At 67.7% G+C, this 23,564-nt stretch carries 22 protein-coding genes; 12 read left to right on the top strand and 10 right to left on the bottom strand.

The window, feature by feature from the left end:
• Positions 1-2: 2 nt before the first annotated feature.
• From BLW44_RS04265 to BLW44_RS04255, 3 genes are all read right to left on the bottom strand, one after another.
• Positions 3-1,316 (bottom strand): ABC transporter substrate-binding protein, encoded by a 1,314-nt coding sequence (locus BLW44_RS04265; protein ID WP_060928214.1) that lies wholly within the window; start codon positions 1,314-1,316, stop codon positions 3-5.
• Between the two features lie 179 nt (positions 1,317-1,495).
• Positions 1,496-3,160 (bottom strand): alpha-amylase family protein, encoded by a 1,665-nt coding sequence (locus BLW44_RS04260; RefSeq protein WP_060928215.1) that lies wholly within the window; start codon positions 3,158-3,160, stop codon positions 1,496-1,498.
• Positions 3,157-4,122 (bottom strand): TIGR03885 family FMN-dependent LLM class oxidoreductase, encoded by a 966-nt coding sequence (locus BLW44_RS04255; protein WP_060928216.1) that lies wholly within the window; start codon positions 4,120-4,122, stop codon positions 3,157-3,159. The genes BLW44_RS04260 and BLW44_RS04255 overlap by 4 nt, the downstream gene beginning before the upstream one ends.
• A gap of 98 nt (positions 4,123-4,220) precedes the next feature.
• Here BLW44_RS04255 and BLW44_RS04250 point away from each other — a divergent pair, with 98 nt between their 5' ends.
• Positions 4,221-5,087: an alpha/beta fold hydrolase gene (locus BLW44_RS04250; RefSeq protein ID WP_060928217.1), complete on the top strand. Its 867-nt coding sequence runs from the start codon at positions 4,221-4,223 to the stop codon at positions 5,085-5,087.
• Positions 5,088-5,107: 20 nt separating this feature from the next.
• On the opposite strand, the gene BLW44_RS04245 is transcribed toward BLW44_RS04250, so the two are convergent.
• Both BLW44_RS04245 and BLW44_RS04240 read right to left on the bottom strand, forming a co-directional pair.
• Positions 5,108-5,548: a BLUF domain-containing protein gene (locus BLW44_RS04245; protein ID WP_060928218.1), complete on the bottom strand. Its 441-nt coding sequence runs from the start codon at positions 5,546-5,548 to the stop codon at positions 5,108-5,110.
• Positions 5,545-5,793, bottom strand: a complete 249-nt coding sequence (locus BLW44_RS04240) for a hypothetical protein (protein ID WP_060928228.1) — start codon at positions 5,791-5,793, stop codon at positions 5,545-5,547. Before BLW44_RS04240 ends, BLW44_RS04245 begins: the two co-directional genes overlap by 4 nt.
• A 111-nt stretch (positions 5,794-5,904) precedes the next feature.
• Between BLW44_RS04240 and BLW44_RS04235 the strand changes: the two genes are divergently transcribed.
• Positions 5,905-6,345 carry a hypothetical protein gene (locus BLW44_RS04235; protein WP_139305238.1) on the top strand — a complete coding sequence of 147 codons (441 nt, stop codon included), beginning with the start codon at positions 5,905-5,907 and terminating at the stop codon, positions 6,343-6,345.
• 161 nt (positions 6,346-6,506) lie between these two features.
• Positions 6,507-6,689, top strand: a complete 183-nt coding sequence (locus BLW44_RS04230; protein ID WP_139305237.1) for a hypothetical protein — start codon at positions 6,507-6,509, stop codon at positions 6,687-6,689.
• On the opposite strand, the gene BLW44_RS04225 is transcribed toward BLW44_RS04230, so the two are convergent.
• The gene (locus tag BLW44_RS04225; protein ID WP_245647472.1) at positions 6,690-7,730 is read right to left on the bottom strand and encodes a LacI family DNA-binding transcriptional regulator; all 1,041 of its coding nucleotides are present in this window, start codon (positions 7,728-7,730) and stop codon (positions 6,690-6,692) included. It abuts the gene before it with no gap.
• Between the two features lie 116 nt (positions 7,731-7,846).
• On the opposite strand from BLW44_RS04225, the gene BLW44_RS04220 reads away from it, so the two are divergent.
• The 5 genes from BLW44_RS04220 to BLW44_RS04200 are packed head-to-tail and all read left to right on the top strand — an operon-like array spanning position 7,847 to position 12,112.
• On the top strand, positions 7,847-8,956 hold the full coding sequence (locus tag BLW44_RS04220) for a substrate-binding domain-containing protein (protein WP_060928222.1): 1,110 nt from the start codon (positions 7,847-7,849) through the stop codon (positions 8,954-8,956).
• A 54-nt stretch (positions 8,957-9,010) separates the two neighbouring features.
• A complete protein-coding gene (locus BLW44_RS04215) occupies positions 9,011-10,057 on the top strand; it encodes an ABC transporter permease (protein ID WP_060928223.1) in 1,047 nt (348 codons plus the stop codon).
• Positions 10,054-10,854, top strand: coding sequence for an ATP-binding cassette domain-containing protein (locus tag BLW44_RS04210; protein WP_060928224.1), 801 nt, complete (start codon positions 10,054-10,056; stop codon positions 10,852-10,854). The genes BLW44_RS04215 and BLW44_RS04210 overlap by 4 nt, the downstream gene beginning before the upstream one ends.
• Entirely contained in the window at positions 10,851-11,159 is a 309-nt protein-coding gene (locus BLW44_RS04205; protein WP_060928225.1) for a putative quinol monooxygenase, read from the top strand. Before BLW44_RS04210 ends, BLW44_RS04205 begins: the two co-directional genes overlap by 4 nt.
• Positions 11,156-12,112 (top strand): carbohydrate kinase family protein, encoded by a 957-nt coding sequence (locus BLW44_RS04200; protein WP_074731594.1) that lies wholly within the window; start codon positions 11,156-11,158, stop codon positions 12,110-12,112. Before BLW44_RS04205 ends, BLW44_RS04200 begins: the two co-directional genes overlap by 4 nt.
• Before the next feature lie 78 nt (positions 12,113-12,190).
• Here BLW44_RS04200 and BLW44_RS04195 read toward each other — a convergent pair whose 3' ends face one another.
• The 4 genes from BLW44_RS04195 to BLW44_RS04180 are packed head-to-tail and all read right to left on the bottom strand — an operon-like array spanning position 12,191 to position 19,837.
• Positions 12,191-13,684: an NAD-dependent epimerase/dehydratase family protein gene (locus tag BLW44_RS04195; protein WP_060928229.1), complete on the bottom strand. Its 1,494-nt coding sequence runs from the start codon at positions 13,682-13,684 to the stop codon at positions 12,191-12,193.
• Positions 13,681-15,975 (bottom strand): glycoside hydrolase family 3 C-terminal domain-containing protein, encoded by a 2,295-nt coding sequence (locus BLW44_RS04190; RefSeq protein WP_074731592.1) that lies wholly within the window; start codon positions 15,973-15,975, stop codon positions 13,681-13,683. The genes BLW44_RS04195 and BLW44_RS04190 overlap by 4 nt, the downstream gene beginning before the upstream one ends.
• A complete protein-coding gene (locus BLW44_RS04185; protein ID WP_060928230.1) occupies positions 15,972-18,458 on the bottom strand; it encodes an alpha-L-rhamnosidase in 2,487 nt (828 codons plus the stop codon). The genes BLW44_RS04190 and BLW44_RS04185 overlap by 4 nt, the downstream gene beginning before the upstream one ends.
• Positions 18,459-18,493: 35 nt before the next feature.
• On the bottom strand, positions 18,494-19,837 hold the full coding sequence (locus tag BLW44_RS04180; protein WP_082724625.1) for an MFS transporter: 1,344 nt from the start codon (positions 19,835-19,837) through the stop codon (positions 18,494-18,496).
• A gap of 136 nt (positions 19,838-19,973) precedes the next feature.
• Here BLW44_RS04180 and BLW44_RS04175 point away from each other — a divergent pair, with 136 nt between their 5' ends.
• The 4 genes from BLW44_RS04175 (at position 19,974) to BLW44_RS04160 (ending at position 23,531) form a co-directional block, all read left to right on the top strand.
• Positions 19,974-20,987 carry a LacI family DNA-binding transcriptional regulator gene (locus BLW44_RS04175; protein WP_060928231.1) on the top strand — a complete coding sequence of 338 codons (1,014 nt, stop codon included), beginning with the start codon at positions 19,974-19,976 and terminating at the stop codon, positions 20,985-20,987.
• A 25-nt stretch (positions 20,988-21,012) separates the two neighbouring features.
• On the top strand, positions 21,013-21,330 hold the full coding sequence (locus BLW44_RS04170; RefSeq protein ID WP_060928247.1) for an NIPSNAP family protein: 318 nt from the start codon (positions 21,013-21,015) through the stop codon (positions 21,328-21,330).
• Positions 21,331-21,396: 66 nt separating this feature from the next.
• Positions 21,397-21,750, top strand: coding sequence for a hypothetical protein (locus tag BLW44_RS04165; protein ID WP_060928232.1), 354 nt, complete (start codon positions 21,397-21,399; stop codon positions 21,748-21,750).
• 146 nt (positions 21,751-21,896) lie between these two features.
• The gene (locus BLW44_RS04160) at positions 21,897-23,531 is read left to right on the top strand and encodes an MFS transporter (RefSeq protein WP_060928233.1); all 1,635 of its coding nucleotides are present in this window, start codon (positions 21,897-21,899) and stop codon (positions 23,529-23,531) included.
• Positions 23,532-23,564 lie beyond the last annotated feature (33 nt).

Here is a 23,564-nt window from a genome sequence, read left to right as displayed (position 1 = left end):
TCCTACTTCTCCGACCGGTCCTCGACCACGCCGGCGATGGCGTCGAGGGTCTCCTGGGCGTCGGCCTTGCCCTGGTACAGCTTCAGAAATTCGTCGGCCACCGCGGTCGGCAGACCCGGCACCCGCGCCTCGGCGGGGTAGTCCTCGAACCCGATGTCGCGCATGTCGAGGAACGTCTGGGCGTGGGTCGGGTAGTCGCCCTCGAGCACGACCTCGTCGGCGCCCTCGATCGACGGCACCGCGTTGCCGCCGCCCTGCAGTCGGAACGTCTGCCCCTCGGCGGAGAGGAACTCGGTCCAGAACGTGAAGGCCGCATCCTTCACCTTGGTCTTGCCGTTGATCGCGAGGAAGCTCGTCGCGACTCCGGTGGGCGCAGCCTCGCCGTCGGGCGTCGGCCACGGCACGATGTCGTAGCTGTCCTGCTCGCCCGTGGCGTCGACCGTGCCGATCGTGTAGCGACCCTGCACGAAGAAGCCCGCCTTGTGCGTGACGAAGACACTGTCGGCACCCGCGCCGTCGGGCAGGGAGTCGGCCACGACGAACGTGCCGTCCTGGAACAGATCGCCGAGCTGCTGCACGGACTCGACCGTCTCGGAGTCCTCGTGGGCGACGAACGCCCCGGACTCGTCATAGGGAGCGTCGAGCCCCTGAGACGAGAGCCAGCTCCAGTGCGTGGCCCAGTAGTTCCAGTACATCGTTCCGGTGAGGCCGGCGTCGTGCAGCTTCTCGTTCATCTCGAGGAACTTGTCGGTCGTCCACTCGCCGCTCTCGGCGAGGGTCGCCGGATCTTCGGTGATGCCAGCCGCCTCGAGCGCCTTCTTGTCGTACCAGAACACGTCGGGGTTCGAGTCGTTCGGGGCGGCGTACACCTCGCCGTCGAGCTCGGCCGCTCCGAAGAGGCCGGGGAAGAAGTCGTCCTTCTTGGTCTTGCTCTCCTTCGACTCCATGAGCTCGCCCAGCGGCATCAGCCGCTTCGAGTCGACGAACTGGCCGATCTTGTCGTCGCCCACGTAGAAGACGTCGGGAGCCGTGTTGCTCGTGAGCTGCGCGAGCAGCTTGGAGTGGTAGTCGCCGTAGTCCGCGACGGGCTGCAGCGTGACCTTGATGTCGGGGTGGCGCTTCATGAAGTCCTTGTTGAACTCCTCGTAGCGGGTGAGCTCGTCGGCCGTCCCCCAGGTCGACCACACCACCGTCGCGTTGCCGTCGGCGTCGACGCCGCCGCCTCCCCCGCCGCCTCCGCTGCATGCCGAGAGCCCCAGAGCCAGAGCGCCGGCTGCGCCCAGAGCCAGGTATCGCTTCAGGTTCGCACGTGCCATCTCGCTACCTCTTTCATCATTGGAAGAAAACGCCTTCAGACCTGTTGGTATTCTGTATACAAAACTCAGGACTGTCAAGATGTCGAGGGTGCGGGCTCGCTCGGATGGGTACGGCGAAGGCCTGACGCGTGCAGGGTCGCGTCAGCGTTCGGGCTTGGTAGCCCGAGGTCTCTCGGTCCTCAGACGACCCGGCCGTCGCCGGGCCGTGAGACCCGCAGCCAGCGATAGCCGTACGCCGCGACCTCCAGCTCCACCGCGCCGTCGGGGCCGAGGGGGATGTGCGAGGGCTCGAGCAGGTCGAGCAGGGTGGTGCCGTCCGGCTCGTCGGCCACTCGGAACGTCGTCGTCACCGGCACCTCCGCGAAGTTGTGGAGGGCGATGACCCGGCCGACGTCTGCCGTGAGCGAGTGCACGAGAAGCGAGTCGGCCGGCTGGTCGACGACCTCGAACGTGCCCCATCCGAGCTCCGGCGAGATGCGGTAGCGCGAGGTGAGGGCGCGGACGAAGTAGAGCAGTGAGTCCGGATCGACGAGCTGGGCGGCGACGTTCACGTGCTCGGGCGCGTAGCCGTCGGACGGCGGCTTGGCCGTGAGGCGGCGCGGGGCGGCATCCGAGAATCCGCCGTTGCGGGAGGCCGACCACTGCATCGGCGTCCGCACGGCCTCACGTCCGGAGATCTCGGCGTTCTCGCCCATGCCGATCTCCTCGCCGTAGAACAGCACCGGCGTGCCGGGCAGCGTGAACAGCAGGCTGTAGGCCATGCGGATGCGGCGGGGGTCGCCGCCGAGCATCGGGGGCAGCCGCCGGGTGATCCCGCGCCCGAAGACGCGCTGGCGCTCATCCGGCGCGAAGGCCTCGAACACCTCCTGCCTCTCGGCGTCGCTGAGCTTGTCGAGGGTGAGCTCGTCGTGATTGCGCAGGAAGTTCGCCCACTGCACCTCGGGTCCGAGCACGGGACGATCCCGCAGTGCGGCGATAAGAGGAGCCGGATCCTGGCGCGCGAACGAGAGATACAGCGCCTGCATCCCGACGAAGTCGAACTGCATGGTGAGCTCGTCGCCGTTCTCCCCACCGAAGTACTCCACCTGCGTCTCGTACGGCAGGTTCACCTCGCCGAGGAGGATCGCCTCACTCGACCGCCGCTGCAGGAACCGCCGGATGTCACGCAGCATGTCGTGCGGCTCGGGGATGTCCACCCCCTCCGGGATCTCGAGGAGGAAGGGAACAGCGTCGACCCGGAACCCGGAGATGCCCAGCTGCAGCCAGAAACCGATGATCTTGGCGATCTCGTCTCGCACGCGCGGATTGGCAAGGTTCAGGTCGGGCTGGTGCTCGTAGAAGCTGTGCTGGTACCACTGCCCTGACTTCTCGTCCTTGCCCCAGATCCCGTTGGCCTGTCCGGGGAAGACGGCGTTCTTCTGGCCCTTCGGCGGCGCGTCAGAGCGCCAGACGTAGTAGTCGCGGTAGGGCGAATCGACGCTGCGCAGAGCGGAGACGAACCACGGATGCCGGTCGGAGGTGTGGTTGATGACCAGGTCGACGATCACGCGCATCCCACGATCCCGTGCGGTGCGGATCACCTCGACCAGATCGCCGTGGTTGCCGAGACGAGGGTCGATGCCGTAGAAGTCGCTGACGTCGTAGCCGTCGTCGCGATCGGGAGTCGGGTAGAACGGCATCAGCCAGAGGCAGGTGACGCCGAGCTGCGCCAGGTAGTCGATGCGCTGCGAGAGCCCCTGCAGGTCGCCGACCCCGTCGCCGTTCGAATCGAGGAAGGTCTCGACGTCGAGGCAGTAGATGACGGCGGTCTTCCACCAGAGGTCGCTGGTGTCGGTGATCTTCACAGTCGCTCCTTCAGGGCGGGGATCAGCTCGGATGCCGCGGCGTCCAGGAACCCTGCCTGCTCGGTGCCCACGTGGTGCAGATAGACACGGTCGAAGCCGATCTCGACGAGCTCGGCGATGCGGTCAGCGAGCGACGAGGTGTCGTGATCGACGAGGACGGACTTTCGCAGATCCTCCAGGTCGAGCCCGGCGACCGCGGCCTCGAAGTCCTCCGGCTGCTCGAGATCCCAGGTGACCGGTGGCGACAGCAGCCCGTTCTGCCACTGGTCGCGGGCGATGGCGAACGCCGCGTCATCGCTCTCGGCCAGGCTGAGATGCACCTGCAGGATGCAGGGGCCCGCGCCTCCCGCACCGCGGTAGGCCTCGACGGCGCGGCGCAGAGCGGCGGGTTCCTGCGCGACCGTCGCGAGACCCTGCGCCCACGACGCGGCCCACTCGGCGGTCTCGGCGCTCACCGCCGTCGCGAACAGGGGCGGCGGTTCCGCAGGCCGGCTCCACACCCGGGCACGGTGCACGCGCACCAACCCCTCGTGGTCGACCTCCTCGCCGGCGATCAGGCGACGGATGACGTCGACGCTCTCTCTCAGCCGCTCGTTGCGGATGCTCTTGGCCGGCCATCCCTCGCCGGTGACGTGCTCGTTGACCGCCTCGCCGCTGCCCATCGCCGCCCAGAAGCGGCCGGGGAACATCTCCTCGAGTGTCGCGAACGCCTGCGCGATCATGACCGGGTGATACCGCTGGCCCGGCGCGTTGACCATGCCGATGGAGAAGTCGGTGCACGCGAGCGCGGCGGCGATCCAGCTCAGCGCGAATCCCGATTCTCCCTGTGCCCGCGTCCAGGGCGCGAGGTGGTCGGAGCACATCGCTCCGTCGAACCCCGCGCGCTCGGCGCCGATGACGGCATCCAGCAGGGCGCTCGGTGCGATCTGCTCGTGCGACGCATGAAAACCGATGAACACCATGGGTCGAGTCTTCCAAGGAAGAGCGACTTTCGGGAGAGGTGGACACCTCGTCCGCGGCCTGGGAAGATGCACGGACATCGTCCCCTCGGAGGTCTTCCATGACGCAGCACACGCTGGAGCTACCCGGAGCGGAGCTGGTCTACGACGTCCACGGGCCGCTCCCCACCGCTGACGGTCGGCCTCCCCTGCTGATGATCGGCCAGCCGATGGACGCCAGCGGCTTCCAGGCTCAGGTGAAGCTCTTCGATGACCGCACGGTAGTGACGTACGACCCGCGGGGCCTCGGTCGGAGCCGTCGCACCGACGGCGAAGTGACGAATGAGCCGGAGGCGCAGTCCGAGGATGTGCACGCGATCATCGAGGCTCTCGGAGTGGGTCCGGTCGACCTGTTCGGGAGCAGCGGCGGGGCGGTGACCGCGCTCGCTCTCCTCACAGCGCATCCGGATGACGTCGTGACCCTCGTCGCCCATGAACCGCCGATCGATGCGGTGCTCCCCGATGCGGATGCCGTCCATCGCGCCAGGATCGCGTACACGCAGCTGTACCAGGCGCGCGGCTGGGGTGCCGGGATGGCAGGGTTCATCGCCCTCACCGCGTGGGAGGGCGAGTTGACCGACGAGTACTTCGCCCAGCCGGCGCCCGACCCCGCGGCATTCGGGCTGCCGACCGAGGACGACGGCTCGCGCGACGACCCGCTGCTCTCGGACCGCTCATGGGCGGTGCCGCTCTACACGCCGGACCTCGATGCACTGAGGGCCTCCCCCACACGGATCGTGGTCGCCGTCGGAGAGGAATCCCTCGCGGTCTACACCGGCCGCACGGCGGTGGCCCTCGCGAAGGAGCTCGGCCAGGAGGCGACCGTCTTCCCCAGCCATCACGGCGGATTCATGGGTGGCGAGTTCGGGTACGCCGGCCAGCCGGAGGCGTTCGCCGCGAAGCTCCGCGCCGTCCTCGATCAGTCGTGATGCCCGCCAGGGCTCGGGCTTCACCCCACGGACTCGCGCACGCGGAACCACAGCGTGAGCTCCATGATCGCCCGTCCGATCATGTCGTGATCGCCCGCACGGAGGTCATCGAACGAGTCGCGGTATCCCTCCGCCATCGCGGGCTCCGCGGCGGCGAGCGACTGGTACCCCATCGTCCACTCCGCGAACCGACGCTCATGCAGCGGCTCTTCCAGGAGCACCCGGATGTCGCGGTGTCGAGGGTCCCTGCCGATCGTCGCCATCAGGCTCTCGACATCCGACCGCGCACCTTCGAGGATCTGGACGAACTCGCCACGTCGGTACAGCAGCATCCCGGTGATGTCGCGCGCACTGTTCCGGCTGCGGCTCACGCTCAGGAGTTCGGCCAGTTGATCGTCGCCGAACGGATGCGTGGCACTGCTGGAATAGACCAGCGAGACGAGCGGGTTCTGAGCGGTCATCCGGCATCCCCTCCGCGCGTCCCGGCCCCTCCGTCGACTGTCACGACCGTCGTCACGGCGGCCATGGCGGCGTGGTGGTCGGCGAAGTCGCCGATCGCGCGTGACGCGGCATCGAAGGCACGCCAGGCGCCGTCCGCCAGCCGGTCGACGTAGCCGAGGAAGGTGCCGTCCCGACTGCCGACGTAGAACCCGTCGGCCACGCTCGCCCACAGCGGGCGAGACGGAGACGACGATGGATCAGCCATGGCACCAGCGTACATATCGCGGATGCGGTGGGCTCCGAATCATCCTCCAGAGTGATGCCGATGCATCGCGCGCACGATGCCGCGGCGAGCCGCTCCGGCGAAGCTGGACTCATGAACACTCGCACCCTCGTCGCCGTCCCCGCCCTGTTCCTCGCGGGGGCACTCGCCCTCACCGGCTGCTCGGCCTACGACAGCCTCGTCCACAAGCAGGCGACCTCGACGTTCGAAGATGCCGACGCGTTCTCGAATGATGCAGATGTCGATGCGGAGTGGGTACCCGCCGACGCGACCGACATCACCGTGCGGACATCGACGGTCGAGGATGCCGCGGATGCCGTCATCCTGCTCACCAGCGACGCGGCTCTCGCCGAGGAATGCGCCGAAGTCGAGCGGTACTCGGCACCCTCGTGGGTGCTCGACGACGCGCCTGACCCGTACAAGGCGAAGACCGTGTTCGCCTGCGGTGACTGGAGCGTGATGGACACCGGGAGCGGCTGGTACGGCTGGACTCCGAACTCGGAGGAGGAGCGCGACGCGGCCGCGGCCGGCTGATCACCGCTCCTAGCGACTGCTCGCCCGGCATGCAAGGCCCCTCGGGGGTGCGCGCCACAGGCGTAGCCTCCCTGCAACGGAAGGGAAGGCGCGTGACGACTCACATCGAAATCGACGGCAGAAGCTTCCCCTTGGGGGACGACCAAGATCTGGTCGCGGTGATGGCGCAGATCGAAGCTGCCGCGGCGGACCCTCCGGCGTTCGTCACCCTCGTCGGTGATCGTGAGGCGATCAGCGTGCTCATCCGACCCACGACCTCGGTCGTCATCTCGAAGGTGCTGGCCGGTCACGCCGAGGCCGAGCAGCCTCCGTGGGGTGTGCCGTGGGACGACTGGGAGATGTGATCAAGAGCGCTCGGGCGGCTCGATCTCCCCGCTGCCACGAGTGATGAGCCTGACCGGCACGACGATCCTGCTGGGCGAATCTTCGACGCCTTCGAGGCGCGCGAACACGCGATCCGCTGCCCGCGCACCGATCTGCTGAGGGTCCTGCGCGACCACGGTGACGCCAGGATCCAGAAGGTCGGCGAGGGCGACGTCATCGAAGCCGACGAGTGCCACCGAATGCGAGCGGCCGGCGTCGCGGAGCGCGTGCAGCGCACCGATGGTGATGAGGTTCTGAGCGCTGAACACGGCAGTGGGCGGCTCGTGCGACGAGAGAAGCCGGCCGAGCGCCGCCGCCGCATCCTTCGCGTCGTGCAAGCCCGTGACGATCAGCTCCTCGGACACAGGGATGCCCGCCTGCGCAAGCGCGTCGAGGTAGCCGAGACGACGCTCCCGAGCCGTCACCAGGTCGAGGCGGTCGGTGAGCAGTGCGATGCGCCGGTGCCCGTGCGCGACGAGGTGGGCGGTGCCCGCGGCCGCTCCGGCCCGGTTATCGCTCGCGACGGTGTCGACGTCTGACTCCATCGGCTCGCGGTCGACGTAGACGACTGGCAGACCCCGATCGCGCAGGAGCGACAGGTACTCGGGATGATCGCTCGCCGTGGTCAGGATAAGACCGTCGACGCGACGCTGCAGGAAGGCCCGTACCGCTTCGGACTCCCGCCCCGCATCGTCATCCATGCTCGAGGCGAAGACGGCGACGCCACGGGCCGCAGCGATGTCTTCGACCGCCCGGTGGATGGCGCCGGCGAACGGGTTGTCCACGCTGCCCACGAGCAGCCCGAGAGTGCGGGTCCGCCCGTCTGCGCGGCGAAGGCTGCCCGCCTGCAGATCGAGCTGGTAGTCGAGTTCGCGAACCGCGTTCCACACCCGTTCGGCGGTCGCCGGCGTCACGTTGGGCTCATCGTTGATGACACGCGACACGGTCTTCACTCCGACGCCCGCGAGTGCGGCGACGTGCTTCATCGTCGCCCGAGGTCGTTGTGCAGCCGGGGTCGACATCGTTGTCACGCTTGGATCTCTTTTCGTCGAGGGTGACTTGACTCTACTTCAGCGATCGACTAGAACTGCATCTTGACATCGTTGTCAACCGGGCGACGACGGCCGAAAGGAACTCAATGAAGAAGCTCACCCCACGATTCAGCCGCGCGCTTCTCGCCGCGGTGTCGGTGTCCGCCGGTCTGGCGCTGACGCTGACCGGATGTTCCGGAGCCACGGGATCGGGCGGCGGCTCGACGGATGACACCATCGGTGTCTCGCTCATCGTGAAGACGAACTCCAACCCCTTCTTCGTCGCCATGCAGGACGGCGCGAAGGCCGCCGCCGAGAAGGACGGTGTCACGCTCACCCTCGCCGCCGGCAAGGAGGACGGCGACGAGGACACGCAGATCCAGGCGATCGAGGCCGCCATCTCCAAGGGCGACAAGGGCATCCTGATCACGCCGAACGGACCCGCCGTGCTCGACGCGATCGAGAAGGCCCGCGATGCCGGCATCTTCGTGATCGCCCTCGACACCGCCCCCGACCCCGCTGATGCCGTCGACATCACCTTCGCGACGGACAACTTCCTCGCCGGCCAGTACATCGGCCAGTGGACCGCGGCGAAGCTCGACGGCGAGGAGGCGGTCATCGGAATGATCGATCTTTTCGACGACAAGGCCGTGAGCGTCGACTACAACCGCGACCAGGGCTTCCTCGACGGACTCGGCGTCGAGCTCGGCGACGACCAGGTCAACGGCGACGAGGAGTCCGAGGGCTCGTACGCCGGCGGCGCCGGGGGCGACTACACGATCGTCGGCAACGAGGCGTCGCAGGGCGCCGAGGACGGCGGGCGCACCGCGATGGAGAACCTGCTCGCCAAGAACCCGGACATCAACGTGGTCTACACGATCAACGAGCCCGCGGCCTACGGCGCGTACCAGGCGCTGGAGGCGGCCGGCAAGGACAAGGACGACGTCCTCATCGTCTCGGTCGACGGCGGCTGCGCCGGTGTCGGCCAGGTCGAGGACGGGATCATCGACGCGACGAGCCAGCAGTACCCGGTGAAGATGGCCGAGCTCGGCGTGCAGGCCATCGTCGACCTCGTCACCGACGGGACCAAGCCCGAGAACTCCGAGGGCCTGGACTTCTTCAACACGGGCGTCGAGCTCGTGACCGATCAGCCCGTCGACGGCGTCGAGTCGATCGACACCGCCGAAGCCTCCGGCATCTGCTGGGGCGGCGAGTAATCAGCCAGTGGCCGCCGCGGGCAGCATCCTGCCCGCGGCGCCTCCGGAACGAACATGGGAAATGACAACGTGACGCATACAGCCCCCACATCCTCCCTGGATCTCGCGGCGGAGTTCCTCGACCACCGCACACCGGTCGATCGCCTCCGCGGCATCCTGCACCGATACCCGGCCATCAGCCCCGCCGTGGTGCTCCTCGTCGCGGTCATCGTCTTCGGCGCGATCAACCCTCGCTTCTTCGCGGCCGCGAACCTCTCGCTCGTGCTCGATCAGGTGTCGGTGGTCGGAACCGTCGCGATCGCGCAGACCCTGATCATCCTCACCGCCGGTATCGACCTCTCGGTCGGCGCACTGATGATCGGCACGTCCATGGTGATGGCGCAGACCGCGGCGAACAACGGACTCCCCGCTCCTGTCGCGCTGCTCGCCGGCCTACTGGCCGCACTGGCGGCCGGGGCGCTGAACGGACTGCTCGTGACGCGGGTCAAGCTGCCCCCGTTCATCGCGACGCTCGGCACGTTCAACGTCTTCATCGCCTTGACCCTGCTGTACAGCGGCGGCCAGACGATCCGCAAGTCCGACATGCCCGAGCTGCTCACCTGGACCGCGACCTCGCTCCCGCTCGGTGATGTGCGTCTGACCGTCGGCGTCCTCATCATGCTCGCGCTCTACGCGCTCGTCGCCTACATCCTCGGCCGGACCGCGTGGGGCCGCCATGTCTACGCCGTCGGCGACGATGAGGATGCCGCGCGCCTTGCCGGCATCTCGACCAAGAAGGTGCTGTTCAGCGTCTACATCGCGGCCGGTGCCATCCTCGCCGTCGCCGCCTGGATCCAGATCGGACGCTCCGGCGCAGCCAGCCCCAACGCGGGCGCCGACCTGAACCTCGACTCCATCACCGCCGTCGTGATCGGCGGCACCTCGCTCTTCGGTGGTCGCGGAATCATCTGGGGCACCCTGCTGGGAGCGGTCATCGTCGGAGTCTTCCGCAACGGCCTCTTCCTCGCCGGCGTCGACGGTCTCTACCAGACCCTCGCCATCGGCATCCTCGTCATCGTCGCGGTCGCCATCGACCAGTGGATTCGAAAGGTACGCAAGTGACCACTACAGCTGAAGCCCTCTCCCCCGCACCGACGCCCACCGGGGTGCCGGTCCTCGAAGCCAAGCGCCTCGTGAAGACCTTCGGTCGCGTGGTCGGTCTGGACGGCGTGAGCCTGCAACTGCATGCCGGCGAGGTCCTCGCGATCATCGGCGACAACGGCGCGGGCAAGTCGACGCTCATCAAGTGCCTCACCGGCGCCTACATCCCCGACGACGGGCAGCTGCTGCTCGACGGTCAGGAGGTCCACTTCAAGGGCCCCCAGGATGCGCGCAATGCCGGCATCGAGACGGTCTACCAGAATCTCGCCGTCTCCCCCGCGCTCGATGTCGCCTCGAACCTCTACCTCGGCCGTGAGCGGCGCAAGCCCGGCATCCTCGGTTCGGTGTTCCGTGCCCTCGACACGGCCGGAATGCGACAGGATGCCCGCGATCAGGTGCTGAAGCTGGGGATCTCCACGCTCCAGGATGTGACCGTGGCGGTCGAGAACCTCTCCGGAGGCCAGCGCCAGGCCGTCGCCGTGGCTCGCGCCGCCGCGTTCGGCTCGAAGGTCGTGGTCCTCGACGAGCCCACCGCCGCTCTCGGCGTGCGCGAATCGAATCAGGTGCTCGAGCTGATCGAGAATCTGCGCGGCAACGGCGTCCCGGTCATCCTGATCTCGCACAACATGCCGCACGTGTTCCAGGTCGCCGACCGCATTCACATCCAGCGTCTCGGCAAGCGCGCCGCGACCATCACGCCGCAGTCGCACACCATGACGGATGCCGTGGCGATCATGACCGGAGCCGCGCAGGCATGAGCGACGAGCACGTCGCCCTCTACGCCGAGTTCACGGCGCTCCCCGGGGCATCGGACGAGGTGGAGGCCCTGATCGCGGAGTACGCGGCGACGGTGCGATCGGAACCGGGCAACCGGGTGTTCGACGTGTACCGCCGGGCGGAGGATGCCGATCGCTTCGTCGTCTTCGAGCTCTACCGGGACCGGGCCGCGTTCGACGAGCATGTCGGTGCCGAAGCCGGACGCGCCTTCAATGCCGAGCTCGTGCCGAGAATCGTCGAACCGCACAGCATCCTCTCGTTCCTGACGCCCCTCGGGCGATCATGAGCCGGACCGTCCTCGTCGTCGGGGAGGCTCTCGTCGACGTCGTCCATCGCGCAGATGGGCGCGTCGACGAGAGCCCCGGCGGCAGCCCTGCGAACGTCGCACTCGCGCTCGGCCGCCTCGGGGATGCCGCCCTGTTCCTCACGCAGCTCGGCGACGACCCGCGCGGCGAGAGGATACGCGAGTGGTTGAGGGAAGCGGGCGTCCGGGTCGTCTCCTCGACCGCTGCGCACACGGCGACCGCGACCGCCCACCTCGACGAATCCGGCTCGGCGCGCTATGAGTTCGACATCTCCTGGTCGGGGGATGGCATCGCCGCGGCGCACCACGACGACATCGGGATCGTGCACACGGGATCGATCGCCGCGTCGATGACTCCCGGTGCGGCGGCGGTACGCGCCCTCCTCACGGAGATGCGGGCGACCTCCCTGGTCACCTATGACCCCAACGTGCGTCCTGCACTTCTCCCTGACCATCCGCAGACAGTGCACGACGTCGAAGGATTCGTCGCCCTCGCCGACCTCGTCAAAGCCAGCGACGAGGATCTGGCCTGGCTGTATCCCGGCGTCGATCCGCTCGAGGTCGCGCGCTCCTGGCTGCAGCGCGGGCCGTCGGCGGTCGTGGTCACCACGGGCGCGAACGGTGCGTTCGGGGTGACCCGCGGTGGCGTGACGCAGGTCAGAGGACGTTCCGTCGACGTCGTGGACACCGTCGGAGCCGGCGACACGTTCATGAGCGCCCTCATCCACGGCCTTCTCGATCTCGGCCTCGATTCCGCGGGATCGCGCGCGGCGCTGCAGAGCATCGGCGACGACTCGCTCGCCGAGCTGCTTCGCTTCAGCGCACGCGCCGCCGCCGTGACCGTCTCGCGCCCGGGGGCGGACCCGCCGCTCCTCGGCGAGCTCGGCGGACCGGATCAGGCGGCTGCGCGCACCCGCGACGCCGTCGACGCGTGATGGCGGCTGTGTGAAGCACGGGTGGCTGGGTGAGAAGGGCGGCGGGGTGGAAGCGGATGCCGATCGCCCGCGCTGGCGTCATGTGACCGACTGCACCGATGCCCGGAGGTCCGCTGCAGCCGGTTCCGAGTCACCCCCGAGAGTCTCGAGTTGCGCGAGGAACGGGTTGCGCTCCGCCTGCTTCGCATAGCCGACGACGTCTGTGATGCAGTCAGGGCACCAGTGACCTGCGCGGAGTACAAGGCGGGGGCTTCCGGCGAATTCATGACCGAATGCACAGCGCCACTGAAGAGGCGTCGCGATGTCGCCGCGCACAGCATCCGGCGAGAGCGATTCTCCGCCCCGGAAACTCGCGGCTTCGACGTAGTCGAGAGAACTCCATTCCGACGAGTGCTTCGTCTCGTCGTACCCGTGATCGAGCAGGGTGGCCGATCGATCGGGACGCGGCGGCCAGAACGTCGACCAATCACCGATGCGCTCCCATTCCTCTCGGGAGCCGAAGAATGCCGAGATGCCTTCGTCGTCTCCTCGTCGGATGTAGTCCATGGTCCCGCGGGGCTTGTGAGCGAGTGGCTTCAACACGAGGTGCTTCACGATCGCCGGAGGGATCAGCCCGGCGGAGCGTACGGCTCCGGGAAGCGTGGCGACCGCTCGCGCGAGCGCTTCTGACGGGGTGTCACGGCGGAATGGCACGAGCATCTCGAGCCGGTCGGAGTCGGTATACCACTGCCCGTGGAAGTTCCTGGTGGCGAACCAGTTCCGGTCGTACCACCTCCGCACGTCGCGGACGCCCATCGCACCGGAGATCATCGTCTGCAGCTGCCAGTTCGTGAGCCGCCATGCCGCGCCGCCGCCGATGTTGTGGATGTCGCGCCAGAATTCGGCCGGTATGTCCGGATCGCAGGCATTGACGAGGAGTCGCGCGGCGTCTTCGGCTGTGACCCACTCCATGACTCCGCCGAGGGTCGAGTGCGTCATGATCGGGTCGCGGATCTCGAGCATCCCCGGGTGGAAGATGCCGGTCTGGCGCAACCAGGCCCACTTCGGCAGGCCCGAGTCGACGAGTTCCTTCTCCGCGACGACCTTGCTCTGACCGTATTCGTCGAACCGCGACACTCTCAGGGGGTCGCCGACGCGTCCCCAGTGGTGGGGCGGCGTCCGGTCTCCCGTCTCTGCGACGGTGCCGATACCGATGACACCGATCTCTCCCGGGTCCGGCTGCGCCCGGACCGCACGGATGATGTTCCGGATGCTGCCGACGTTCACCCGGTGCGCGAGCTCTGGATGCTCGTCTGCGAAGGGCGATACGACGGCTCCGACGTGCAGCACGATGTCGGCACCCCGAACGCAACGTTCGACGGCTGCGTAATCGGTGAGGTCCCCGAACACCACGTCGAGATTCTCCATGTCCTCGAAGTGACGAATCGCCGCGGCATCCTTCGCCGAGGGAAGCACGAGCGCGATCACCTGGTACTCGTCGGCCCGCTCCGCGAACTCACGCAGGATCGCCCGTCCCCAGTTTCCCGCCGCGCCCGTCAGGAAGACGCGCCGACGTCCGGGGTCGCGAGTCATAGCGCCGGCTCCGACGCCGGATCGGGCATCGCGGCGGAGACGCTCAGGGCGACGAGCTGTTCGAGCGCTTCCTCGGGAATGTCCACTCCAGGGAAACGGGCGAACTGCCCCATGGGCATCGATTCGACCATCTTGAGCGCGCTCGCGTTCGCCTCGGCCGCCGCCTGCTGCTCGGCCGTCGCGTCGGCCATCATGCTCTGCATCAGGACGGGCCCGACGACGGCGTGTCCGAACCACTCCTTCACCGTGGACTCGAGACTCAGCGCGGCCGGGCGCTCGACATCCCCGGCAAGCGAGAGTTCGCGGACGGCGACGATCTCGCTGGCCGATCGGCCGAGCTCGACGCGATATGTGCCTGGGTCCACCCACCACCGTGCGGCGCGGGCATCCCAATGCGCGAACGCGCGGCGCTCGAGGGCGAGCGAAACCGTGGTGGACTCGCCCGGTTCGAGCGTGACCTTCGCGAACGCTCCGAGTTCGCGGATCGGCCGACGGACTGGCGACGGCGCAGGGGCGATGTAGAGCTGCACCACATCCGATCCGGCTCGGTCTCCGGCGTTCCGGACAGTCACACGCACCTTCGCGGTGTCGACGCCATCGGCCTCGACCTCGAAGGCTTCGACACTGAAGCTCGTGTAGCTCAGGCCGTGGCCGAACGGGTACCGGACCGCGCGGTCGACACTGGTGTAGTACCGGTAGCCCACGAACACGCCCTCCCCGTAGCGCACCACTTCCTGCTCACCGGGGAAGTTCAGGAAAGCGGGTGTGTCGGCCAGCGCATGGGGGATCGTCTCGGCGAGGCGTCCGGAGGGGTTCACCGCACCCGTGAGAACGTCGGCGAGGGCGCTGCCGACAGCCTGGCCGAGGGCCCATCCCTCGACGATGGCATCCACCCGGTCATGCCATGGCTCGAGCGTGACCACCCCGCCGTTCGACAGCACGACGACGGTCTTCTTCGCGACACCGACGACGGCCTCTATCAGCGCCAGATGCGGCGAAGGCAGGTCGATGTGCTCGCGGTCGAACCCCTCGGACTGGTCTTCCTCGTAGAGGCCGACGAACACGACGGTCACGTCCGCGGAGGCGGCGGCGGTACGTGCCTCGGCGAGCAGTCCGGACGCATCCTCGTCCGGCGTGCGCGAGTACCCCGGAGCGTAGACGACGTGCTCGTCACCGAGCGCCTCGCGCAGCTCGTCGAGCGGAAGGTCGACCCTCGTCGGGTTCACGTGCGAGCTGCCACCTCCCTGATACTGCGGTGCCACGGCGAGCTCACCGACGACCGCCACCCGCTGTCCGGTCCGGAGCGGCAGGGTCTCGTTCTCATTGCGGAGAAGGACGATCGATGCCGCCGCTGCACGCCGCGCAAGAAGATGATGCGCGTCGAGATCGATCTCTGTTGCGTCTCCGGAGGGTGCGGTGCGCTCGGCGATCGTCCGCAGCCTCTCGACACTCGCTTCGACGACTGACGATTCAAGACGTCCGTCGCGCACCGCCTGCAGAATCGCCTCGGTGCCCGCGTCACCCGTCCCGGGCATCTCGAGATCGAGACCCGCGGCCAGGGCGACGACCCGGTCCTTGATCGCTCCCCAGTCGGAGACCACAAGGCCGTCGAACCCCCACTCCTCGCGCAGCAGCTCGGTGAGAAGCCATCGATTCTCAGAGGAGAAGACGCCGTTGACGGCGTTGTAGGCGCTCATCACCGATGTCGGCGAAGCCTCCTTGACGACCCGCTCGAACGCGGGCAGATAGATCTCCCGCAGGGTGCGGGCGTCGACTTCCGCGCTGGTGCGCATGCGGTCGGTCTCCTGGTTGTTGACCGCGAAGTGCTTCACCGAGGTGCCGACCCCCGTGCTCTGGACACCGCGCACGTACTCGACAGCGAGCGCGCCTGTGAGGCGAGGGTCCTCGGAGAGGTACTCGAACGTGCGCCCGCCGAGCGGCGAGCGTTTGATGTTGATCGCAGGCCCGAGAAGCACGTCGACGCCGAGCGCGCGCGCCTCGCGACCCAGCGCTTCACCGACTTCACGCATGAGGGTCGGGTCCCAACTCGAGGCGATTCCGGCTCCCGGCGGGAAGCAGGTGGCAGGCACGCTCTGGTTGAGACCGAGATGGTCGGCATCGCCACTCTGACGACGAACGCCGTGTGGTCCGTCCGTGAGCACCAGCGAGCGGATGCCGTGTCCTTCGCGAGTGGACCAGAAGTCCTTGCCGCTGAGCAGCGCGGCCGGTTCAGTGGCGTTCTCATCGAACGAATCCGGGGCGATACCTGCACCGGCCTGAGTGTCAGTCATGCGTGTACTCCTCGTGTATTCGAATCGGTCACAGCACGCTCGAGATCGGCGCGCAGCTCGTCGGAGGCTCCGGGGATGTACCCGAGAACGATGTCGAGGCTCATCACGGCCGCCTCGGGGGCAGTGCCGTCGATCGGGATCCCCGGTAGGTGCTCCGCGAAGACCGCAGTGACGTCACGCCACACGACGGGGTCGGCGGCCAGAACATTCAGAGACGTGTCCATCGAGTACTCGGCCCGCTGCGCGACCGGGACCTCGTACCGCCAGGAATGGCTGCCGGCTCCCACGGTCTCGGCCAGGGAGTCCGGATGGAGCGGAAGCACCACTTCGGCGTCGGCACCCTCGGGCACGACGACGTCAACGGCCATCTCCCCGTTCTCGTGACGCCAGGACACGGCGATCTCGCCTCGCACGGTGGTGTGGCCGGTCTTCGCGGACGTGAGCCCACCGCCGGGCCGCGGTGCGATTCGGATCCGCCGGTATCCGGGTTCGGTCGCCTCGATGCCGCCGACGACGCGATGCAGCCATGATGCCACCGCGCCGAGGGCGTAATGATTGAGTGACGTCATGCCGGAGGGATTGATCGTCCCGTCGGGGCGGATCGAGTCCCACCGCTCCCAGATCGTCGTCGCGCCCATCGTGACGGGATACAGGAAGGACGGGCACTGGGTCTCCGTGAGGAGCGCATACGCCTCATCGAGATGGCCGGTGCTGGACAGCGCGTCGGTCACCAGCGGAGTGCCCGCGAACCCGGTCGAGATCCTGAACCCCGCCTTGGCCACCAGGTTTGCGAGCTGGTCCCCGGCGTGCTTCCGCTGCTCAGCGTCGAGGATGTCGAACACGATGGCCAGTGCGTATGCCGTCGCGGACTCGTTCACGATCCGCCCTGCGGCCGTGACGTACTCCCGTCGGAACGCCGCGCGCACACGGTCAGCGAGCGCTGCGAAGTGCGCGGCATCGGCTTCCTCACCGAGCAGCGCTGCCGTGTCGGCCAGCTCGCGCGTCGTCTTGCACAAGTAGGCGGATGCCACCAGGTGACGGTCCGTCTTCCCTCCCGCGGGATTGTCGCTCGGGGCATCGGGGTCGAGCCAGTCACCGTACTGGAACCCGCTCGACCACAGACCGTGCTCATCGAGCGACGACTCCACACTGCGGATGAATGCGGTCATCGACGGGTAGGCACGACGGAGGATCTCCGGGTCGCCATACTCCTGGTACAGGACCCATGGCAGGCTCACGGCGACATCCGACCACAATGCGGTGGGTGACGAAGGAGTCGACAGCACGTCCGGGACGACCCACGGCACGAACCCTTTCTCCTCCTGCTCGGCCGAGAGATCTTCCAGCCACGAGCCGAGCACACCGCGAACGTCGTAGAGGAAGGCCGCCGTGGGTGCGAAGGCGTTGAGATCACCGGTCCAGCCGAGCCGTTCGTCTCGCTGCGGGCAATCGGTGGGCACGCCGACGAAGTTGTCCCGCATCGACCACACGACGTTCTCGTGCAGGCGGTTCACCAGCGGACTCGACGTCTCGAACCATCCGGTACGGGTCATGTCGCTGTGCACCACGATCGCCCTCAGGTCGTCCGGGGAAGGCTGGCCGGGCCAGCCTTCGATATCGACGTAGCGGAAGCCGTGGAACGTGAAACGCGGCTCGAAGGTCTCGGACACGTCGCCACGCGCGGTGTACACATCCGTGGCTCGCGCGGTCCGGATCGTCTCGTAATCGAGGTCGCCGTTCGTGAGGACCTCTGCATGTCGCAGCGTGATCACGTCGCCGGTGGACGCGGACACGGTGAACCGTACCCAGCCGGAGATGTTCTGTCCGAAGTCCACGACGGTGCGTCCGCTCGGACTCGTGAGAACCTCCACCGGCACGAGTTCCTCGACGCGACGGATCGGCTCGGCGGTCCGCTCGATCAACGACTCCACCGGCCAGTCGAGACCTTCAACCGGACCCCACGAACTCTCATCGAAGCCCGGCGCGCTCCATCCCATCGGCTCCTGTCGAGCATCCACGATCTCGCCGTCGTAGATGCTGGCACTGCGGATGGCACCGGACGACACCCGGAAGGAGTCATCCGTCCCGATCGTCTCGACCCGGTCGACGTACTCGAGCACGAGCTCTGCCCACAGCGCCGGGCGATCGCTGTAATGATTGCGCCGGTTCTCCCATCCGAGTCGTCCGAGAGCCCACCCTTCGCCGACGATCGCCCCCAGGGCGTTCTCGCCCTCGCGGATGAGCGAGGTGACGTCATGGCTGGACACCGCCAGGCGATGCCGATAGGAGGTCCAGCCGGGCGCGAGGACTTCATCGCCGACCCGCGCTCCATTGAGCCATGCCTCCACGAGACCGATCGCGGTCACGCGCAAGGTGGCACGCTGCAGACCGGCGGATGCCGTGAAGTCCCGTCGGAAGTAGGGCGCGGGGTCCCCCTCCCGTCCGCTCGGGGTCACGGGGGTGATGAAGGTGGCAGTGGTCATGGGGTCTTTCCTCAGTTCCTCGAGTGGGAGACGGGTCAGCGGACGGACTTGATTCGAAGGATGACGAGGCCGCCGAGGAACACGAGAGCCGCAGCGACGAAGAAGAGGAGGCCGTAGTTCTTCGCGCCATCAGTGACACCGATGAGCAGGATCGCCGACGCGATGAACGGGGCCGCCGCCTGCGGGATGGAGGTCGCGAAACCGGTGATGCCCATGAACCGCCCCGCGTCGGTCTGCCTCTCGGGAAGCACGTCGAGCAGCAGCGCCATGTCGACTGCAGAGAACAGACCGATACCCAGTGACACGATCAGCGAACCCGCGAAAAGGAACGCGAGGTCTGACGACAACGCCATGGTGACCATGCCCGCGGCCATGATCGAGCCGCCGATGACGAGGAAGACCCGGCGGCGGCGCAGCCGGTCGGACAGGAATCCACCGCCGAGAGCGCCGGCGGTCGTGGCGAGCACCCCCACCGCGCCGAGGATGCCGATGATGCCCGAGACCTCCGTGACGGAGACGCCCAGACGGTCGGCGAAGAAGTACGCAGTGAACGTCGTGTTGAGCGTGAGGCCGAAGTAGAACAGGAAGCGTCCCAACCAGTTCCACGAGAAATCCGCATACCTGCGCGGATTGAACACGTACTTGCCGAGCACGCCTGCGAGCCCGATGCGCTCGAGCGGCAGGCCGCGGCTGTCGTCCTCATGGACCAGAGTGACGAACAGGATCACGAAGACGACTCCCACGATGCCGGGGACGAGGAAGAGGAGCAGAGGGTCTCCGGTCAGCCCCATCGTCGCGATCACGCCGATCACCGGGGCGACCTGGGTGGCGAAGCCGGTCAGACCCGCCACCTTCCCACGCTGCGATTCAGGGAGACGATCTGCTGTCGAGTTCTGGAGGTTGCCCAGCACCGTGCCCCAGCCCCACTGGGCGAGGATCCACCCCGCGCCCAGGACCAGGACCGATGGCGCCAACGCCATCACCACCAGAGACACGACTCCGACGAGCATCCCGCCGATCATGAACGGGCGCCGACGGCCGAGTCGCGAACGAGTGCGGTCGCTCCAGATGCCCATGAACGGAGCAGTCAGCATGACCCAGAGCGCGCCCGCTCCGGTGATGAATCCGAGATACTCCTGGTTGTTCGGCGCCAGCTCGGCGAGCCGCACCGCGAGTGAGATCGCGATCGGCGTGATGAAGGCCATGAACACGCCGAACTGGGCGAGCACCATGAACCACACGTAGCGCGCGCTCACTCGCGGCGCCTCCGGCGGTGTCATCTCCGCCGCGTCGATCGAGTCAGGAAGAACTGTGGCCGTAGGGAAAGGTGAGGGGACGGGGACCACGACCGGGTCGTTCTCCCGTGCATCGTCGTTCATGGGGACTCCATTGTCAGGATGGTCGCGGCGCACTCGCGTCGCAGCAGGTCGACCGCAACTAGCGCGTGCTAGTGGGTGTCGACGATGCTACATTGAGGAGCTAGCGCGCGCAAGTTCCCGAGTGAGAGGCGTGAGAATGTCATCGACCACGAGCCCCCGCCGCGTCACGGCGTCCGACATCGCTCGTTCACTGGGGATCTCTCGAGCCACGGTCGGCTTCGTGCTGAACGACACCCCGGGTCAGACGATCTCTGAAGCAACGCGGGTGCGGGTGCTCGATGAAGCCAAGCGTCTGGGCTACCGCCCGCACACCGCCGCGCGTGCCCTCGCGAGCGGGCGCACGCGCATCGTGCTGTTGGTGCTGCCTGACTGGCCGCTGGATTTTCGCCTGCGTCGCAACATCGAGGAAGCCTCGCTCGCTCTGGACGAGGCCGGGTACGCACTCATCACCTACACTCCGCATCCGACCGGCCAGTCTCGACCGCTCTGGGAGACGCTTCAGCCGGATGTCGTCATCTCGATGACGGAGTTTGCGCCCGGCGTGGCCGAGGCTATCCGCGCGTCGGGGGTGACACGACTCATCCCCGATCCGGAATCACCTGCAGACAACGAGTATTCGGAGGACGGTCCCGTGCTCCAGGTCCAGCACCTGTTCGACATCGGACACCGGTCGATCGCCTTCGCAGGCTCCGCTGACCCTCGGGTCTCCGACCTCGTCGCGTTGCGACGCCGGCGAACGAGAGAGGCCGCGAGCAGCCTGGGGCTCCCCCCTCTTGCCTCCAGAGACATCGACCTCACGGACGAGTCAGCGACGGAGGCGATCGACGAATGGCGCGCAGCCGGAGTGACGGGAGTCGTCGCCTACAACGACGACGTCGCCGGCACCCTCGTCGGAGCAGCTCTCCGACATGGCGTCGCCGTGCCGGAAGACCTCTCGATCATCGGGCACGACGACACTCCGCTCGCGTCGATGTTCGAGCCGCGCCTTTCCACCATCAGACTCAACACCATGGGGCTCGGACGATATCTGGCTCAACTCGCCCTCAGCGCGGTCGAGGAGCGAGAAGCGCCCAGCGCGGGCCCAGAGCTCCAAGCGGTTCTTGTGCCACGCGACTCCACCCGCGTGCGACCCGCAGTGACGGAAAGCTGAGACGCGCTCTGAGAAGATGAACGCCATGATCACCGTTCACCTGCGCTACGAGATCGACCCCGAGAAGCTCGAAGACTTCACCGAGTACGGGCGGGCGTGGATCCGACTGGTGGCGAAGCACGGCGGAACCCACCACGGCTACTTCATGCCGAGCGAAGGCGACAGCGACGAAGCGTTCGCGCTGTTCACGTTCCCCTCGCTGGCCGACTACGAGGTCTATCGCACGGCGTCGAAGACCGATCCGGAATGCGTGGAGGCCTTCGAGCTGGCGCGCAGGACCCAGTGCATCCGTCGGTACGAGCGCCGCTTCCTCAGCCCCGTCTTCTCCGCAGACGCGGACTGACGAGGACGCTCCCGGCGGTGCGTCAAGGGGGTTCGGCGCCACCGCCGCCGGTCCTAGCGTCTCCGCATGGCTATCGAACTGAATCGCCCCGCCCTCGAGTACGCTCGCTCCCTGGTCCGCGACGGCAAGGTCGTCCGCGACGAGCGCGACGACTGGTCGGAAGCGGCCCCCAGCGCAGACGACGAGAATCGCTTCATCGATCAGCACGGGTGGACCGAGTTCTCCCATTGGCACCTGGGTATCGACAAGAGCGAGAATCGCGAGACGAAGAAGGCGTACTCCTTCCCCTTCGGCGATCTCCGCTCCGTGCGTCGGTCGGGAGTGATCTCCGGCGAGAGCCGTGCCGGGCAGTACGACCACGACGAGATCCGTGACGAGCTGCGCAAACTCCTCGAACTGATCGACGCCGACAGCGACTAGGCGGTCGCTCGGGGACGGATGCCGGGGCTGACGCTGCTCGATCGCGGAGTCGACCATCGGCCGATCGACGTCATACAGCGATCGGCGGTTGTACGATCTGCATCGAGCCGTCAGGCCGATACGCCCTGAGGAAGGACAGCCCGGATATGTCAGCGACTTCCTCCGCCGATGCGTCGACACCCGGCGCCGTCTCCGCCTGGGCGCCTCTGGCCATCCCGGCTTTCCGGATGCTGTGGTTCGCGCAGCTGGGGAGCAACATCGGCACCTGGATGCAGACCGTCGGCGCGCAGTGGTACCTCGTCGATGCCGCGGCCGGCGCGACCATCATCGCCCTCGTGCAGACGGCGAGTCTGGCCCCGGCGGTGCTGTTCTCCCTCCCCGCGGGGGTCCTGGCGGATTCCCTCGACCGCCGCAGACTGCTGATCTGGGGGTCGGCGGCGAGCGCGGTGATCGCCGCAGTGCTGACCGTCATCGCCTTCCTGAACGATCTGACTCCGTGGACGATCCTCGGCTTCACGTTCCTCCTCGGGATCACCTCGACCCTCACGTCCCCGGCCTGGCAGGCGATCCAGCCGGAACTCGTGCCCCGCCCGCTCATCGGTGCGTCCTCGGCGCTCGGTGGCGTCACGGTGAATGGAGCCCGCGCCGTAGGACCCGCGCTGGCCGGAGTCCTGCTCTCGCTGTTCGGTGCTCCCCTGGTCTTCGGCATCAACGCGCTCAGCTTCGTCGCAGCAGTCATCGCACTGCTGTGGTGGCGACGGCCGCCGCAGAGCGGGCTCGACGACCGGGAGCCCTTCACAGCCGCGCTGCGCGCAGGGGTTCGGTACGTCGCATCCGCCCACCTCGTGCGGCGCATCCTTCTGAGATCCGCTCTCTTCGCCCTGCCCGCCAGCGCGCTGTGGGCGCTGCTTCCCGTGACCGCCAAGCGGCTCGACCTCGCAGCCAGCGGATACGGCTTCCTGCTCGGTGCACTCGGTGCCGGCGCCGTGCTCGGCATCTTCGTTCTGCCCGTCGCCCGGAAGAGGTTCTCGGACAACACGGTGATCGCGGTGAGTGCTCTGCTGTTCGCGGCCGGCACTCTCGCCGCGGCGTGGCTGCCGTTCGTCCCCCTGCTGCTGCTTCTCGTTCTGGCCGGAGTCGCGTGGATCGGCACGCTCACGGTGCTCAACGCCGCGCTCCAGTTGACCCTCCCGCAGTGGGTGCGGTCGCGAGGAGCGTCGATCTACATCCTCGTCTTCATGGGAACGATGGCAGTCGGGTCCTTCGGCTGGGGTGCCTTGGCCGGAGGCGTCGGCACGGCGACGTCGCTGGCGGTGGCGGCGGCGCTGCTGGTCGTCGTCGCAGCCAGTGTGATGTGGTTGCCGCTGCTGCCGGGCACCGGCACCGTCGACCGGACCGTCTCGCTGTCGTGGCCCACACCGACGCTCGTCCTCGAGCCTCAGCCGACCGACGGGCCCGTCCTCGTGCAGATCGCCTACACCGTGCGCCCCGACGACATCGACGCGTTCCGAGAATCCATGCGTCTGGTGGAGAGCTCCCGGCGGCGGACCGGCGGGTATCGCTGGACGCTGCTGCGCAGCGGCGAGGAGGAGGACCTGCTGCTCGAATCCTTCATGGTCCCCTCCTGGGGAGAATATCGACGGCAGCAGACGCAGAGACAGACCGGGCGTGACCGTGAGATCCAGGCGACCGCCCTGGCGCACAGCGACGCCGAGCCCCGCGAGAAGCATTATTTCCCCGAGCCGTCGCCGCCCCGCGGGAGCATCAGGCTCCACCGCTGAGCAGAGTCAGACAGGGACGACGCCTTTCAGCCC

Origin of the sequence: Microbacterium hydrocarbonoxydans, assembly GCF_900105205.1 — a bacterium.
GTDB classification, from domain to species: Bacteria; Actinomycetota; Actinomycetes; order Actinomycetales; family Microbacteriaceae; genus Microbacterium; species Microbacterium hydrocarbonoxydans.
This window is presented reverse-complemented; position numbering and strand designations above follow the sequence as displayed.

What these genes read in the sequence shown, in the direction of transcription:
- BLW44_RS04265 (WP_060928214.1), bottom strand. Translation starts at nt 1,316, where the DNA reads ATGGCACGTGCGAACCTGAAGCGATACCTGGCTCTGGGCGCAGCCGGC.
- BLW44_RS04190 (WP_074731592.1), bottom strand. Translation starts at nt 15,975, where the DNA reads ATGACTGACACTCAGGCCGGTGCAGGTATCGCCCCGGATTCGTTCGAT.
- BLW44_RS04185 (WP_060928230.1), bottom strand. Translation starts at nt 18,458, where the DNA reads ATGACCACTGCCACCTTCATCACCCCCGTGACCCCGAGCGGACGGGAG.
- BLW44_RS04175 (WP_060928231.1), top strand. Translation starts at nt 19,974, where the DNA reads ATGTCATCGACCACGAGCCCCCGCCGCGTCACGGCGTCCGACATCGCT.
- BLW44_RS04200 (WP_074731594.1), top strand. Translation starts at nt 11,156, where the DNA reads ATGAGCCGGACCGTCCTCGTCGTCGGGGAGGCTCTCGTCGACGTCGTC.
- BLW44_RS04255 (WP_060928216.1), bottom strand. Translation starts at nt 4,122, where the DNA reads ATGGTGTTCATCGGTTTTCATGCGTCGCACGAGCAGATCGCACCGAGC.
- BLW44_RS04180 (WP_082724625.1), bottom strand. Translation starts at nt 19,837, where the DNA reads ATGAACGACGATGCACGGGAGAACGACCCGGTCGTGGTCCCCGTCCCC.
- BLW44_RS04225 (WP_245647472.1), bottom strand. Translation starts at nt 7,730, where the DNA reads ATGTCGACCCCGGCTGCACAACGACCTCGGGCGACGATGAAGCACGTC.
- BLW44_RS04245 (WP_060928218.1), bottom strand. Translation starts at nt 5,548, where the DNA reads ATGACCGCTCAGAACCCGCTCGTCTCGCTGGTCTATTCCAGCAGTGCC.
- BLW44_RS04165 (WP_060928232.1), top strand. Translation starts at nt 21,397, where the DNA reads ATGGCTATCGAACTGAATCGCCCCGCCCTCGAGTACGCTCGCTCCCTG.
- BLW44_RS04170 (WP_060928247.1), top strand. Translation starts at nt 21,013, where the DNA reads ATGATCACCGTTCACCTGCGCTACGAGATCGACCCCGAGAAGCTCGAA.
- BLW44_RS04240 (WP_060928228.1), bottom strand. Translation starts at nt 5,793, where the DNA reads ATGGCTGATCCATCGTCGTCTCCGTCTCGCCCGCTGTGGGCGAGCGTG.
- BLW44_RS04195 (WP_060928229.1), bottom strand. Translation starts at nt 13,684, where the DNA reads ATGACTCGCGACCCCGGACGTCGGCGCGTCTTCCTGACGGGCGCGGCG.
- BLW44_RS04215 (WP_060928223.1), top strand. Translation starts at nt 9,011, where the DNA reads ATGGGAAATGACAACGTGACGCATACAGCCCCCACATCCTCCCTGGAT.
- BLW44_RS04205 (WP_060928225.1), top strand. Translation starts at nt 10,851, where the DNA reads ATGAGCGACGAGCACGTCGCCCTCTACGCCGAGTTCACGGCGCTCCCC.
- BLW44_RS04160 (WP_060928233.1), top strand. Translation starts at nt 21,897, where the DNA reads ATGTCAGCGACTTCCTCCGCCGATGCGTCGACACCCGGCGCCGTCTCC.
- BLW44_RS04220 (WP_060928222.1), top strand. Translation starts at nt 7,847, where the DNA reads ATGAAGAAGCTCACCCCACGATTCAGCCGCGCGCTTCTCGCCGCGGTG.
- BLW44_RS04250 (WP_060928217.1), top strand. Translation starts at nt 4,221, where the DNA reads ATGACGCAGCACACGCTGGAGCTACCCGGAGCGGAGCTGGTCTACGAC.
- BLW44_RS04235 (WP_139305238.1), top strand. Translation starts at nt 5,905, where the DNA reads ATGAACACTCGCACCCTCGTCGCCGTCCCCGCCCTGTTCCTCGCGGGG.
- BLW44_RS04230 (WP_139305237.1), top strand. Translation starts at nt 6,507, where the DNA reads ATGGCGCAGATCGAAGCTGCCGCGGCGGACCCTCCGGCGTTCGTCACC.